At 58.8% G+C, this 13,045-nt stretch carries 13 protein-coding genes; 6 read left to right on the top strand and 7 right to left on the bottom strand.

Annotation, left to right across the window (positions count from 1 at the left end):
* Positions 1-23: 23 nt before the first annotated feature.
* The 3 genes from H2Z84_RS19165 (at position 24) to aroF (ending at position 2,336) form a co-directional block, all read left to right on the top strand.
* Positions 24-605 (top strand): LOG family protein, encoded by a 582-nt coding sequence (locus tag H2Z84_RS19165; protein ID WP_181837376.1) that lies wholly within the window; start codon positions 24-26, stop codon positions 603-605.
* Between the two features lie 37 nt (positions 606-642).
* Entirely contained in the window at positions 643-1,209 is a 567-nt protein-coding gene (locus tag H2Z84_RS19160; protein ID WP_181837375.1) for a hypothetical protein, read from the top strand.
* A gap of 107 nt (positions 1,210-1,316) precedes the next feature.
* Entirely contained in the window at positions 1,317-2,336 is a 1,020-nt protein-coding gene (gene aroF / locus H2Z84_RS19155) for a 3-deoxy-7-phosphoheptulonate synthase (protein ID WP_181837374.1), read from the top strand.
* Between the two features lie 63 nt (positions 2,337-2,399).
* Here aroF and H2Z84_RS19150 read toward each other — a convergent pair whose 3' ends face one another.
* Genes H2Z84_RS19150 through dapF form a run of 3 tightly spaced genes read right to left on the bottom strand, consistent with a single transcriptional unit; the run spans position 2,400 to position 4,484 of the window.
* On the bottom strand, positions 2,400-2,969 hold the full coding sequence (locus H2Z84_RS19150; RefSeq protein ID WP_181837373.1) for a hypothetical protein: 570 nt from the start codon (positions 2,967-2,969) through the stop codon (positions 2,400-2,402).
* Positions 2,966-3,616: a DUF484 family protein gene (locus H2Z84_RS19145; protein ID WP_181837372.1), complete on the bottom strand. Its 651-nt coding sequence runs from the start codon at positions 3,614-3,616 to the stop codon at positions 2,966-2,968. Before H2Z84_RS19145 ends, H2Z84_RS19150 begins: the two co-directional genes overlap by 4 nt.
* A gap of 37 nt (positions 3,617-3,653) precedes the next feature.
* Positions 3,654-4,484, bottom strand: coding sequence for a diaminopimelate epimerase (dapF, locus tag H2Z84_RS19140; protein ID WP_181837371.1), 831 nt, complete (start codon positions 4,482-4,484; stop codon positions 3,654-3,656).
* A gap of 120 nt (positions 4,485-4,604) precedes the next feature.
* On the opposite strand from dapF, the gene H2Z84_RS19135 reads away from it, so the two are divergent.
* The 3 genes from H2Z84_RS19135 to H2Z84_RS19125 are packed head-to-tail and all read left to right on the top strand — an operon-like array spanning position 4,605 to position 6,542.
* Positions 4,605-5,195 (top strand): TetR/AcrR family transcriptional regulator, encoded by a 591-nt coding sequence (locus H2Z84_RS19135; protein ID WP_181837370.1) that lies wholly within the window; start codon positions 4,605-4,607, stop codon positions 5,193-5,195.
* A 44-nt stretch (positions 5,196-5,239) separates the two neighbouring features.
* Positions 5,240-5,719: a DUF4442 domain-containing protein gene (locus H2Z84_RS19130; RefSeq protein WP_258869488.1), complete on the top strand. Its 480-nt coding sequence runs from the start codon at positions 5,240-5,242 to the stop codon at positions 5,717-5,719.
* A gap of 10 nt (positions 5,720-5,729) precedes the next feature.
* Positions 5,730-6,542: a crotonase/enoyl-CoA hydratase family protein gene (locus H2Z84_RS19125; protein WP_181837368.1), complete on the top strand. Its 813-nt coding sequence runs from the start codon at positions 5,730-5,732 to the stop codon at positions 6,540-6,542.
* 66 nt (positions 6,543-6,608) lie between these two features.
* Here the strand turns inward: H2Z84_RS19125 and H2Z84_RS19120 are convergent, their stop codons facing one another.
* The 4 genes from H2Z84_RS19120 to H2Z84_RS19105 all read right to left on the bottom strand — a co-directional run bounded on the left by H2Z84_RS19120 (position 6,609) and on the right by H2Z84_RS19105 (position 12,977).
* Positions 6,609-7,811: a branched-chain amino acid ABC transporter substrate-binding protein gene (locus H2Z84_RS19120; RefSeq protein ID WP_181837367.1), complete on the bottom strand. Its 1,203-nt coding sequence runs from the start codon at positions 7,809-7,811 to the stop codon at positions 6,609-6,611.
* Positions 7,812-8,090: 279 nt separating this feature from the next.
* Positions 8,091-9,308, bottom strand: a complete 1,218-nt coding sequence (locus tag H2Z84_RS19115; RefSeq protein ID WP_124641009.1) for a branched-chain amino acid ABC transporter substrate-binding protein — start codon at positions 9,306-9,308, stop codon at positions 8,091-8,093.
* Positions 9,309-9,501: 193 nt separating this feature from the next.
* Positions 9,502-10,590, bottom strand: a complete 1,089-nt coding sequence (gene hemH, locus H2Z84_RS19110) for a ferrochelatase (protein ID WP_181837366.1) — start codon at positions 10,588-10,590, stop codon at positions 9,502-9,504.
* Positions 10,591-10,676: 86 nt separating this feature from the next.
* On the bottom strand, positions 10,677-12,977 hold the full coding sequence (locus H2Z84_RS19105; protein WP_181837365.1) for a DNA translocase FtsK: 2,301 nt from the start codon (positions 12,975-12,977) through the stop codon (positions 10,677-10,679).
* Positions 12,978-13,045: the final 68 nt, after the last annotated feature.

Raw genomic sequence — 13,045 nt, 5'->3', positions numbered from 1 at the left:
CGGCTTTTTGGGAGAGTGTAAGCATGAAGTCTGTTTGTCTGTTTTGTGGCTCCAACAAGGGCCAGCGCCCAGAATACATCACCGCCGCCGCCGATTTTGGCCGCACGCTGGCCGAGCAGGGCATCACCCTGGTCTATGGCGCGGGCAAGGTGGGCTTGATGGGTGTGGCGGCTGATGCAGCGCTAGCCGCTGGCGGCAAGGTGATTGGTGTGATTCCGGAATTTCTCAAGGCCAAGGAAGTGGCCCATCTGGGCCTGACCGAGCTACACGTCACCGACACCATGCACCAGCGCAAGGCGCTGATGGCCGAACTGGCGGATGGCTTTGTCGCACTGCCCGGTGGCTTTGGCACGTTTGACGAACTGTTTGAAATCCTCACCTGGGCGCAGCTCGCCGTGCACGACAAGCCGGTGGGGCTGCTGGATGTGGCCGGCTTTTATCAACCGCTGCTGGCGCTGACCCGGCATGCCGTGGCCGAAGGTTTTGTGCCGGCCAGTAATATGGAATTGTTCAGCCATTCGCCCGACATCCTGACACTACTGGACACCATGCGTAATTATCAGCCGCGCCACACCGCCAAGTGGCTTGATCTGGCCCATACCTGACCCCACCTGTAAGCCATCGTCTTTCATAAAGCCCGCCATGTGCGACAGCCGCAGTAAAACCATTACCTGGCGCATCAAGCGCATCGTGAGCGGCCCGCTGGTGCTGCTGGCAGCACTACTAATCGCCTTCGAGGAATTTGCCTGGGACGAATTGGCGGCGATACTGGCCAGGCTTGGCCGATTGCCGCTATTGCGCCAGATCGAGCGCTGGATTGCCAGCCGCCCACCGGCCATTGCGCTCAGCCTGTTTTTGCTGCCGGTGCTGGGCCTGCTACCGGTAAAACTGATGGCCGTATTGCTGATCGGCCGTGGCCATGCCTTGTTTGGTCTGCTGGTGATTGTGCTGGCCAAGCTGCTGGGCACTGCCGTCGCTGCGCGCCTGTTCGAGCTGACTCGCAATCAGCTGCTGCAGGTGGCCTGGTTTGCGCGTAGCTATCAGGCTTTCCTGCGCCTGAAGGCATATGTCTTTGACCGGTTGGCCGCCTCGCGCTACTGGCAGGCTGCGCAGGCCTTGTTGCGCCAGCTGCGTACACGCCGGCGACCGGTGGTGTGGATGCGGCTGGGCCGTCGCCTGTCACGACAATGGCAGCATTTGCGCAAATAGCCAGCCGTCGGCTATCTGGTGTGATCTGGTAGAATCGCGCAGTCGAACCGTTAGCTCCGTCCGCGTCTGCAGAGGCAGGCTGGACCTTTCCCTAGCAGGAAATCAGCATGATTATTGTGATGAAGCACCACGCCCCGGATGAATATATCCAGGCGGTAGTAGACAAGATTCGCGCCGCCGGATTGAGCGAGCATGTTTCGCGCGGTACCGAGCGCACCATCATCGGTGCGGTGGGGGACGAACGGGTGTTCAGTCCGGATGCTTTCGAGCTGATGCCGGGCGTGGAACGGGCCATGCGAGTGGTAAAGGATTACCGCATCGTTTCGCGTGAAGTACACCCGGCAGACAGCGTGGTGCAAGTGCGCGGCCAGGCCTTTGGCGGCAAGGCCATCCAGATCATCGCCGGACCGGCCGCGGTGGAAACCGCCGAGCAGATGGCCCAGTGCGCTGAGCTGGTCAAAGCCGGAGGTTGCCGCTTGCTGCGTGGTGGCGCCTTCAAACCGCGCACCAGCCCCTATGCGTTTCCCGGAATCGGCGTGGCCGGACTGGAACAATTGCGCCAGGAATCCCGCCGGCATGGCTTGCCCATGGTGAGCGAGCTACTGGACGTGCGCATGCTGGAGACATTCCTGGGGCTGGATGTCGACATGATCGAAATCGGCGCACGCAATATGCAGAATGTCGGTTTGCTCAAAGAGGTAGGGCGGATCAACAAGCCGGTCATTCTCAAGCGCGGCCCATCGGCCACACTTACCGAGTGGCTGATGGCAGCTGAACACATTGCAGCAGGTGGCAACCACAACATTATTTTCTGCGAACGCGGCGTGCGCAGCTTCGAGCCGAGTTATCGCAATATGCTGGATTTGTCATCCATCCCGGTATTGAAGCGGGAAACCCATCTGCCAGTCATCGTCGACCCCAGCCATGCCGGCGGCAAGGCCTGGATGGTGCCGTCCCTGGCCAAGGCCGCCATCGCAGCAGGTGCGGATGGGCTGATGCTGGACATTCACCCGGATCCTGCCAATGCCTGGTGTGATGGCGAACAGGCGCTCAATCCGCAGGACTTCCGGCAACTGCTGGGTGAGCTGGCTGCACTGGCCTTGGCGCTTGGCCGTACACTGGCCTGAGCTGCTGGCAGTCATGCAAAAACCGGCCAGAGGCCGGTTTTTCTATTGCCATGCTGAATTGGGTCAGGTCCAACCTAACAGATAAGGTGCGACCCATGCCCCCAGCAACATGCTGAGCAGAGGCGACAGCAGGGTACTGGTCAGCAGCACCGCCCAGGAGAGCCGATTGTCAGCATTGCGCCGCAGCAGGATGGCAAACAGTCGGTATAGCAGATAGCTGATCACCACGATCACCGGCGGCAGCATCACATAGGCCGCCATGGGGCGCCAGTCCAGCAGCGGTGACAGCAGCAGGGTGCCCAGGCTCAGCGTCAGCTGCGAGCTAAGCAGGGCGCTGATCAGGGGTGGCTCGCCGGGAAAGCTGAGTCCGCGCCGTGACACTTTGGCGGTAGCCAGTAGCCAGATGGCGGCGGAGAAAGCCAGCCAGACATAGCAGTAAATGAAAGGTAGCCAGATCGGCCGCAGCAATGGATAGGGCTCAGCGTGACGGAACAGCGCTGCCAGCATGAAGTAGCCGGCCACGAAAGCGGTAATGGCCACCGGGCTGCGCGCAGCAATCTGCCGCCAGAGAATGTGCAAGTAGTAACTTACCAGCAGGAGAATCAGGATCCAGCCGCCCAACGTTGCTGTCATGCCTGGCCCAGTACACGCAGCAATGCTGCAGAAATGATCTCGCCCATTTGGGCCAGGTAATGGGTATGCATGTCGAAGGTAAAGCGTTGGGCATCATCACTGGCCAGCACCAGCAAGCCAAAAACTGCCCCGCTGGCATCGGTCAGCGGAATCTGGCTGAATGACTGCAGCACCGGCGTGGCGGGGAACCAGCCTAGCACCTCGTCATTGACGTAAGGTCCGCAGTAGGGGGCGGACAGATTGCGCGCCAATGCCTGCACTTCGTGGCGGGCATTGAACAGCGGCGAGGCCTCGGCTGCCGGGTGCCACAGACGCAAGGCCATGCGCTCCAGGGCAAAATCCTGCTGAAAGCAGCTGGCCAGCCCGTCGGCTACCTGCTGCAGGGTAAGGCAGCGTTGCAGCGCCAAGGACAGACGGTGTGCGCTGTGGATGATCTGGTCATTGGCTTCGCCATGGCGGATGAGTTGATGCAGGCGCGCTTCCAGCTGGCGGTTGCGGTCTTTCAGCTCCAGCATCTGGCGGTCGGCCAGCGACACCACTACCCGGTCTTGCTGGGCAGCTGCAGCGCGCAGGCCGAAACGGTCGGCATGGTGCTGCAGAAAGTCCGGATGATTCTCCAGGTAAGCCAATACCTCGTCGCTATGCATCAATCACATCCTTTTCATGGAGGGTAGGTCCGGTCGTTCAGACTTCGATTTCACCCTGGAAAACGGTCATGGCCGGGCCGGTCATGCGTACGGCCTGGCCTTCGCCATGCCATTCGATCTGCAGATCGCCACCGCGGGTATGCACCAGCACCTTGGCATCCAGCAGGCCACGGCGAATGCCGGATACCACCGCAGCGCAGGCACCGGTACCGCAGGCCAGGGTTTCGCCCGCGCCACGTTCAAACACGCGCAAGCGGATTTCATGCCGCGAAACAATCTGCATGAAGCCAGCGTTAACCTTTTCCGGGAAGCGGTGGTGGGTTTCAATCAGGGTGCCCAGTTGCTGTACCGGTGCAGTATCGACACTATCGACCACCTGAACGGCGTGTGGGTTCCCCATCGACACCACACTGATGTCGCAACTGTAGTCGGCGATATCCAGCGGATAGGTGATGGCTTCGCCTTCGGCGACAAAGGGAATGTCTACCGGGCGGAAGCGTGGCACACCCATGTCGACCACCGACTGGTTCTGGCCAAGGTATTCCGGAATGATCACGCCCTTGGCGGTCTCCACCCGGATGGCCTTTTTATTGGTCAGTTTCTGGTCGCAGACGAACTTGGCAAAACAGCGTGCGCCATTGCCGCATTGTTCTACTTCGCTGCCATCGTTATTGAAAATACGGTAACGGAAATCGTTGTTTTCTGCGTGGGGGGATTCCACCAGCAGGAGCTGGTCGAAGCCGATGCCGAAGTGGCGGTTGCCGAGCTGGCGGATTCTGTCGGTATCCAGTGAAACGGTCTGTCTGACGCCGTCTATCACCATAAAATCATTGCCCAGGCCATGCATCTTGCTGAATTTGAGTCGCATCGGAAAAGGTCCGGTCTCAGGGTTGGCCAAATGCCTTCCATCATAACTGATACGCTAAGCCTGTCCAGCTTTCAGGGGTATTGGATTGACACCTTACTAACCAGTAAGTAGAGTTTCCGCATGAAACCTGCCGCCGATGCCAAAAACGATACCAGCAAACGCATTCTCGATATTGCCGAGCAGCTATTGCTGACGCGCGGCTTCAATGCTTTCAGCTACCAGCACATCAGTTCGGAGCTGGGGGTGCGCAATGCCGCCATCCACTATCACTACCCCAAGAAGACCGATCTGGGCGTAGCGCTGATCCAGCGTTATCGCCGCCGTTTCCAGCGCTTTGTCGATGCTCAGCACACGCTGGCCCCGCAGCAGCAACTGGAGCGCTACTTCACGCTGACCGATGCTTATTTCGAGCATGACCAGCAAATCTGCCCTAGTGGCATCCTGACGACCGAATACCAGACCTTGCCACCCGAGATGCAGGCAGAAGCCAATGCCTTCGTCGACGAGATGCGTGACTGGGCGGTACGTATCGCCGAAGCAGGGCGTGCTGATGGCAGCATGCATTATGGCGGCACCCCGCAGGCGATGGGCTTGCTGATGCTGGCCGCCTTGCAGGGCGGCTTGCAACTTGCCCGCACCGATCAAACAGTATTGCCGGCACTGAAGATTCAAATCCGGGCCTTGCTGGGCCTGGCCACTCCACTTCCATGACATAACAAAGAGGGCTAACACGCATGGATTATCAGAAAAACAGCATGAGCCGCATCGCCGACAAGGTGGGGAAACTACCGGTTGGCCTGCGCAGCAGGGTACTTTCCCTGTTGTTTGGCCGCTTGGTGCCATTTCTTGCCACATCCGGACTGCGCTTCGAGCAGGTTGATCACACGAAGCTGACCGTATCTATCCGCAACCAGCGCAAGGTGCAGAACCATATCAAGGGTGTGCACGCTGCAGCCATGGCCTTGCTGGCCGAAACAGCCAGCGGCTTCGTGGTGGGCATGAATGTGCCGGATGACAAGCTGATGCTGCTCAAGTCGATGAAGGTGAATTACACCAAGCGTTCCCAAGGCGATATGCGGGCCGTGGCCACCTTGAGCGATGCACAGATTCGCGACCTGTACCATATTGATAAAGGTGAAACCCTGGTTGAAGTCACGGTAACTGACGAGTCTGGTGAGTCGCCCATCCAGTGCGAGATGGTGTGGGTGTGGATTCCCAAGAAGCGGCCGCAATAAGGAGCAGACGATGCAATGGCAGACCTTTAGCGTCGAACAGCAGGACAAAGTGGCGCTGGTGCGCTTCAACCGCGCCGACAAGGCCAATGCGCTGAATCAGGCCATGTGGCTGGAACTACAGGCGGTGATGGAGTGGGCAGACGCCGAGCCGACCGTGCGTGCGGTGGTGCTGGCCGGGCAGGGCCGGCATTTTTGCTCCGGCATTGATTTGGCCATGCTGATGGGTATCCAGTCGGAGATTGCGGATGACTGCGAAGGACGCAAGCGCGAAAAGCTGCGGCGACTCATCTTGCAGCTGCAGGACACCGTTTCTAGTCTGGAGCATTGTCGCAAACCCGTTGTGGCGGCCATTCATGGTGCCTGTCTGGGTGGTGGGCTGGATATTGCACTGGCGGCTGATTTCCGCTTTGCCGCAGCCGATGCCGTATTTGGCGTGCGCGAAGTGGATATCGGCATGGTGGCCGATGTGGGTACGCTGCAGCGTTTGCCTGGCGTGGTCGGGCAGGGCATGGCACGGGAAATGGCGCTGACCGGACGCGATGTGGGTGCCGAAGAGGCGCTAGCCATCCGTCTGGTGAATAGGCTGCTGCCGGATGCCGACAGCGTACTGGCCGCAGCACTGGAAACCGCACGACTGATGGCGGGCAAGTCGCCGCTGGCAGTGCGTGGCAGCAAGGAAATGCTTAATTACGCGCGTGACCACAGCGTGGCAGACAGCCTGAATCACGTAGCTACCTGGAATGCCGCCATGCTGCTGTCAGAAGACATCCAGCAGGCCGGCATGGCCATGATGACGCGCCAAACCGCAACCTTCCGCGACTGAGCTGGTGCGCTACATGAAAAACGGCAGCTTATGGCTGCCGTTTTTCTTTGGCGATCACGCAAATGCTTATTGCGCTGCGCTGGCTGCTGCTGCGGCCGGCTTGGCCACCGATTCCCACTTGCCGTTCTTGAGCTGATACAGGGAAACCGTACCATTCATGATATTGCCCTTGGGGTCGAAGGCGATTTCACCGGTCACGCCTTGCAGCTTGGTCTTGGCCACTTCCGGCAGGTACTTGGCCGGATCAGCCGAGCCGGCACGCTTCATGGCTTCGATCATCACGCGGGTGGCATCGTAGGTGTACGGTGCGTAAGCCTGGATTTCGGCATTGAAGCGCTTTTTGAACTTGTCGTTGAAAGCAGCAAAGCCCGGCATGTTTTCCTTGGGTGCGCCAGCGCTGGAAGCGTAGCTGCCATCGGCATCCTTGCCACCCAGCTTGCCGAATTCGGCGGTATTCACGCCATCGGCACCCATGAAGTCAGCGGTAATGCCCAGTTTGCGCATCTGCTTCACCATCGGGCCAGCCTGGGCATCCATGCCGCCGTAGAACACCAGATCCGGCTTTTCACCCTTGATGGAGGTGAGAATGGCCATGAAGTCAGTGGCGCTATTGGTGGTGAATTCACGTTTGACGACCTTGCCGCCGGCGGCTTCCACCGATTTGGCGAAGTCATCAGCCAAGCCTTGGCCGTAGGTGGTGCGGTCATCGATGATGGCAATGCGCGCGCGCTTCAGGTCGCCCACCGCAAATTTGGCCAGCGCCTGTCCCTGCTGCTGGTCATTGGCAATGATGCGGAAGGTGTTCTTGAAGCCTTGTTCGGTGAACTTGGGGCTGGTTACCGAACCGGCAATCATCGGAATGCCTGCGTCGGAGTAGATTTTGGAGGCCGGAATCGCTGCGCCAGAAGTCAGGTGACCAATTACACCGGCAACCTTGTTGTCGACAAAGCGCTGCGCCACCTGAGTGGCAGTTTTCGGGTCTGCCTGGTCATCTTCGGACACCACTTCAAACTTTACCGGCTTGCCGTCCAGCTTGAGGTTTTCTGCGCTAGCTTCTTCGGCAGCCAGCTTCACGCCATTGTCGGCATCGCGGCCCCAGTGGGCGAACGGGCCGGTCAGCGGATTGGCAGAGCCGATCTTGACGATGACTGCATCGCTGGCGGCAGCGCCGGCAGATGCGTTTTGTTGCGGAGCGGCTGCGTCTTGCTTGCTGCAGGCAGCCAGTGCCAGCACGGCGGCGGTGATAAGGGTAATACGCGGGAGATACATGGAAATGCCCTGGTCTAATTAGAATTGGATGAGGGTCATTCGCCACGAAAGCTTTTGGCATTTCATGTCAGCACACCCCGGGGGTGGTGGGGTCTGTTGATGGCACGGACTGGATACAATCTACGCCACTGACCCGGACATTTTTGTTGTTCCGCAGCATTTCGTCAACCTTTGTGGCTGATCCAGATCAGTCTGCCGTGAAAATAGCCGCCTCCACTCAATGCCAGACATAAAAAAAGCGCAGCCGAAGCTGCGCTTTTCTGGTGATGCGAGAGGGGATTACTGAGCTGCGCTGGCGGCAGCAGGTGCGCCGCCGACAGTGGATACCACTTCCCACTTGCCGCCCTTGACCTGATACACGGTAACGGCACCATTTTTGATGTCGCCCTTGTCGTCAAAGGTGATCTTGCCGGTTACGCCGGTGTAGTCGGTCTTGCCCACTTCCGGCAGGTATACCTTAGGATCGGTGGACTTGGCACGCTTCATCGAGTCAACCAGTACACGTACGGCATCGTATTCATACGGAGCGTAGATTTGTACTTCGGTGTTGAACTTGGCCTTGAACTTGTCGTTGAAGGCAGCAAAACCCGGCATCTTGTCGCGCGGAACACCGCAGCTGGAGGAGAACTGACCTTCGGAAGCATCACCAGCCAGCTTGATGAATTCCGGAGTTTGCCAGCCATCGCCACCCATCAGCTTGGCCTTGATACCCAGACGGCTCATCTGCTTGGCCAGCGGGCCGGCTTGAGCGTCCATGCCGCCGTAGAAGATGACGTCCGGCTTGGTAGCCTTGATGGAGGTCAGAATGGCATTGAAGTCAGTAGCAGTGTTGGTGGTGAACTCGCGTTTAACCACATCCACGCCCTTGGCCTTGACGGCTTTTTCAAACTCGTCGGCCAGGCCTTGGCCGTAAGCGGTACGGTCGTCGATGATGGCGACCTTCTTGGCTTTCAGGCCGTCAGCGGCGAACTGACCCAGCGCCGTGCCTTGCTGCACGTCGTTAGCGATTACGCGGAAGGTGGTCTTGAAGCCTTGCTTGGTGTAGTCCGGGTTGGTAGCCGACGGGGAAATTTGCGGCAGGCCTGCGTCAGAATAGATCTTGGAAGCCGGGATGGTGGTGCCGGAGTTCAGGTGACCTACCACGCCGACTACGCCAGCATCAACCAGGCGCTGAGCAACCTGGGTGCCGATTTTCGGATCGCCCTGGTCATCTTCGGAAACCAGTTCGAACTTGACTTTCTTGCCGCCGATCTCAACGCCTTCAGCGTTCAGGTCTTCGATGGCCAGCTTGGCGCCAAATTCGTTGTCTTTGCCCAGATGCGAGATCGGGCCGGACATCGGGGATACCTGACCGATCTTCACGGTCACGTCGCCACCAGTGCTAGCCGCAGCAGCGGGAGCGGAGGCGTCGGTAGCGGCCGGTTGCTCTTGTTTGCCGCAAGCAGCCAGGGTCATGGCAGCAGCAGCGATGAGGCTCAGACGAGCATACTTATTCATATTTTATTTCCCCTGATCTTATCTATGTAGACTTGGCGATCTCTGCGGGCAGCCTGATTAAAATTCAGACCTTACCCATTACTGATTCAGGCCATTCTTTTGGAATGGCTACCAGCTGCGCTGATTATGGGGAGCAGTTTGCGCGAGTGTCAACGGGGTTTATTCGGGCGTTTAAAATTTATTTTTTCGAAGGTCAGCTCTTGGCCCCAAGCGACTGCGCGCGCTGCTGGCGCTTGGCGGTATCTTGTTCTATAACTTCCTGCCATCCTTGAAGATTTTTCCCCACAATGCCTGCCAGCGCAGCAATCCATTGCGGGCTGTCATTCAGGCAAGAGATGTAGCGAAATTCGCCGCCACCACTGCTCTGGAAGCTGTGTTTTCCTTCCATGGCGATTTCTTCCAGTGTTTCCAGACAGTCGGAGACAAAGCCAGGGCAAATCACATCCAGACTTTTGGTGCAGGCCTTGCCCAATTGCTCCAGCGTGGCGCTGGTATAGGGCTGCAGCCATTCGGCACGTCCAAAGCGGCTCTGGAAACTCACCACGTATTGTTCCTTGTTCAAGCCCAGTCGTTCGGCCAGCAAGCGCCCGGTCTTCAGGCATTCGCAGTGATAGGGGTCGCCCTTATCCAGTGTGAAACGTGGCACGCCATGAAAGCTCATCAGTAATTTTTCTGCCCGGCCATTCTGCTGCCAGTGCGCCTGCACTTGTTGCGCCAGTGCGTCGATATAGCCTGGATCGTCATGAAAGTGACGTACCGTGCGCAGCTCGGGCATGTTGCGCAGCTTCATCAGTACGCGGAATACATCATCCAGGGCGGTAGCACTGGATGAACCAGCGTATTGCGGATACAGGGGTAGTACCAGCAGCTTGTCCACGCCCTGGGCGCGCATGTTCTGAATGACGCTTTCAACCGATGGCTGGCCGTAGCGCATGGCGTAGTCGACCACAATATTGCGCACACCCTGTTCGCCCAGCAGGCCCTTGAGCAGGCTGGTCTGCTTGCGGGTGTTCACCAACAGCGGCGAGCCGTCCTTGCTCCAGATGCTGGCGTATTTTTCGGCAGATTTTTTCGGCCGCACATTGAGGATGATGCCATTCAGAATCAACCACCAGACGGCTTTGGGAATTTCGATAACCCGGGTGTCGGAGAGGAATTGCTTGAGATATGGGCGCACAGCCTGGCCGGTGGGGGCCGTTGGCGTACCCAGGTTAATCAGCAAAATGCCGGTCTTGGCGGAGGAGTCGTGACTGAAGGGAGGTTCTGGAAGGTATCCGGACATGGGTTTCTCGCTACCGATGCTGGGTTGCGCCACCGGCAGGATAGCCGGTGGCCGAGTTGTCTTGCTGCATGGCTGGCGCTGCCGGTTTAGTCCTCGCGTGCCGGCGCCAATACCGTGCGATTGCCATTGGTTTCCATGGCGGAAACCAGGCCTGCGCTTTCCATTTGTTCGATCAGCCGCGCTGCGCGGTTATAGCCTATGCGCAAATGCCGCTGCACCGAAGAAATGGAAGCCTTGCGGGTTTTGACCACGATGGCAACAGCTTCGTCGTACAAGGGGTCGGATTCGCCGCTGCCATCGACATCGCCGCCACTGGCGGCGGCACCCTCGTCAGCCTCGCTCTGGCCGCTGAGTATGCCTTCAATGTAGTCGGGCTCGCCGGTGGTCTTGAGGAATTCCACCACGTGATGCACTTCGTCATCGGCAACAAAAGCACCGTGTACCCGGTTGGGGTAGCCGGAGCCTGGCGGAAGATAAAGCATGTCACCTTGCCCCAGCAAGGCCTCAGCGCCCATCTGGTCGAGAATAGTGCGACTGTCGATCTTGCTGGACACCTGAAAGGCAATCCGTGTCGGAATATTGGCCTTGATCAGGCCGGTAATCACGTCTACCGACGGGCGCTGGGTCGCCAGGATCAAGTGGATACCGGCGGCACGCGCTTTCTGGGCCAAGCGGGCGATCAGTTCTTCAATTTTCTTGCCGGCCACCATCATCAGGTCGGCCAGTTCGTCGATCACCACCACGATCAGCGGCAGGGAGTCGAGCGGCTCGGGGGTTTCCGGGGTCAGGCTGAAAGGATTGGGGAGTTTCTCGCCGGCCTTGTCGGCATCCTTGATCTTCTGGTTGTAACCGGCCAGGTTGCGCACGCCCAGCTTGGACATCAAGCGGTAGCGCCGTTCCATTTCGCCCACGCACCAGTTAAGCGCGTTGGCGGCCTGTTTCATGTCGGTGACCACGGGAGCCAGCAGGTGCGGAATACCTTCATAGACCGACAATTCCAGCATTTTCGGGTCGACCATGATCAGGCGTACTTCACGTGCCGTGGACTTGTACAGCAGCGACAAAATCATGGCGTTGATAGCCACCGATTTGCCCGAGCCAGTGGTGCCGGCCACCAGTACGTGCGGCATCTTGGCCAGGTCCACCGTAACGGGCTGACCAGCAATGTCCTTGCCGACGGCAATGGCCAGGCGAGAGCTCATGTTCTGGTAGCCATCGGAGCCGATGATTTCCGACAGGCGCACGATCTGCCGCTTCGGATTGGGCAGTTCCAGGCCCATATACGTCTTGCCAGGGATGGTTTCCACTACCCGTACCGATACCAATGACAGTGCGCGCGCCAGATCCTTCATCAGATTGACGATTTGCGCGCCTTTGACACCGACCGCCGGTTCGATCTCGTAGCGAGTGATCACCGGGCCGGGATAGGCAGCGATCACTTTCACATCCACGCCGAAGTCGGCCAGCTTGCGTTCAATCAGGCGCGAGGTGTACTCCACGGTCTCGGCGGACACCGGCTCATGCTGATCCTTGGGTGCCTCCAGCAGGCTCAGGCCGGGCAGCTCGCCACGGTCGGGATCGGCAAACAGCGATTGCTGAACCGGCTTTTGCACCTTGGGCGATAGCGGTACTTCGGCAAAGGTGGCTTCGATGCGTACTGGGGTCTTGTCTTCCTGCTTTTTCTTTTCGGTGCTGACCTTGGCTTCGCGCTGCTGAGCGGTTTCACGACCGATTTCCCGGTCCTTGCGCGCCTGCCAGCCATGCCACAGCTTGAGCGCGCCATCTTCCAGCGTGCCGCCGATTTTCTCCATGATGTCCAGCCAGGACAGGCCTGTGAACAAGGAGAAACCGATGGCTCCCGTTACCGATAACAGCAGGTAAGCACCGGGCAGTCCGAGTCCATGCGACAAGGCTTTGCCCAGCCAGTGTCCCAGCATGCCGCCGGCAGTCAGCGGCAAGTTCAGCTGCTTGCTGGCCAGGACGATGCCCTCCACGCTGGAGCTGGACAGCAACAGCAGGAAAAAACCGCCCATGGCGGCCAGCGTCATCGGATTGAGGCGAAAACCCAGTGTTTCCATACGACGGTAGCCCCAGGCGATGGCCACCAGGCAGAACACCACCAGCCACCAGGCGGACAGGCCGAATACATAGAGCAGCATGTCGGACAGCCAGGCACCGAAAGCGCCGCCGTAGTTGCGCACGGTAGGATCGGAGGAGCTATGTGACCAGGAAGGGTCTTGTGCGGAATAGCTGGCCAGCACCAGCACCAGGTAGACCGCAGCAACGGCCATCAGCAACCACCAGGCTTCGCGCAGCAGGCTGGCAAGCTTGGGGGGCAATGGCGTTTGACTGTTCTTGACGACGGCCTTTCTTTTGAAAAGTCGCATTTTTCTCGTTATGGGCTATGACAGTGGCTGATTATAGCCTGACAAGGCCACTCAGAGTGGCTGGCGTT

It is taken from the genome of Aquitalea aquatica, assembly GCF_013911085.1.
GTDB classification, from domain to species: Bacteria; Pseudomonadota; Gammaproteobacteria; order Burkholderiales; family Chromobacteriaceae; genus Aquitalea; species Aquitalea aquatica.
This window is presented reverse-complemented; position numbering and strand designations above follow the sequence as displayed.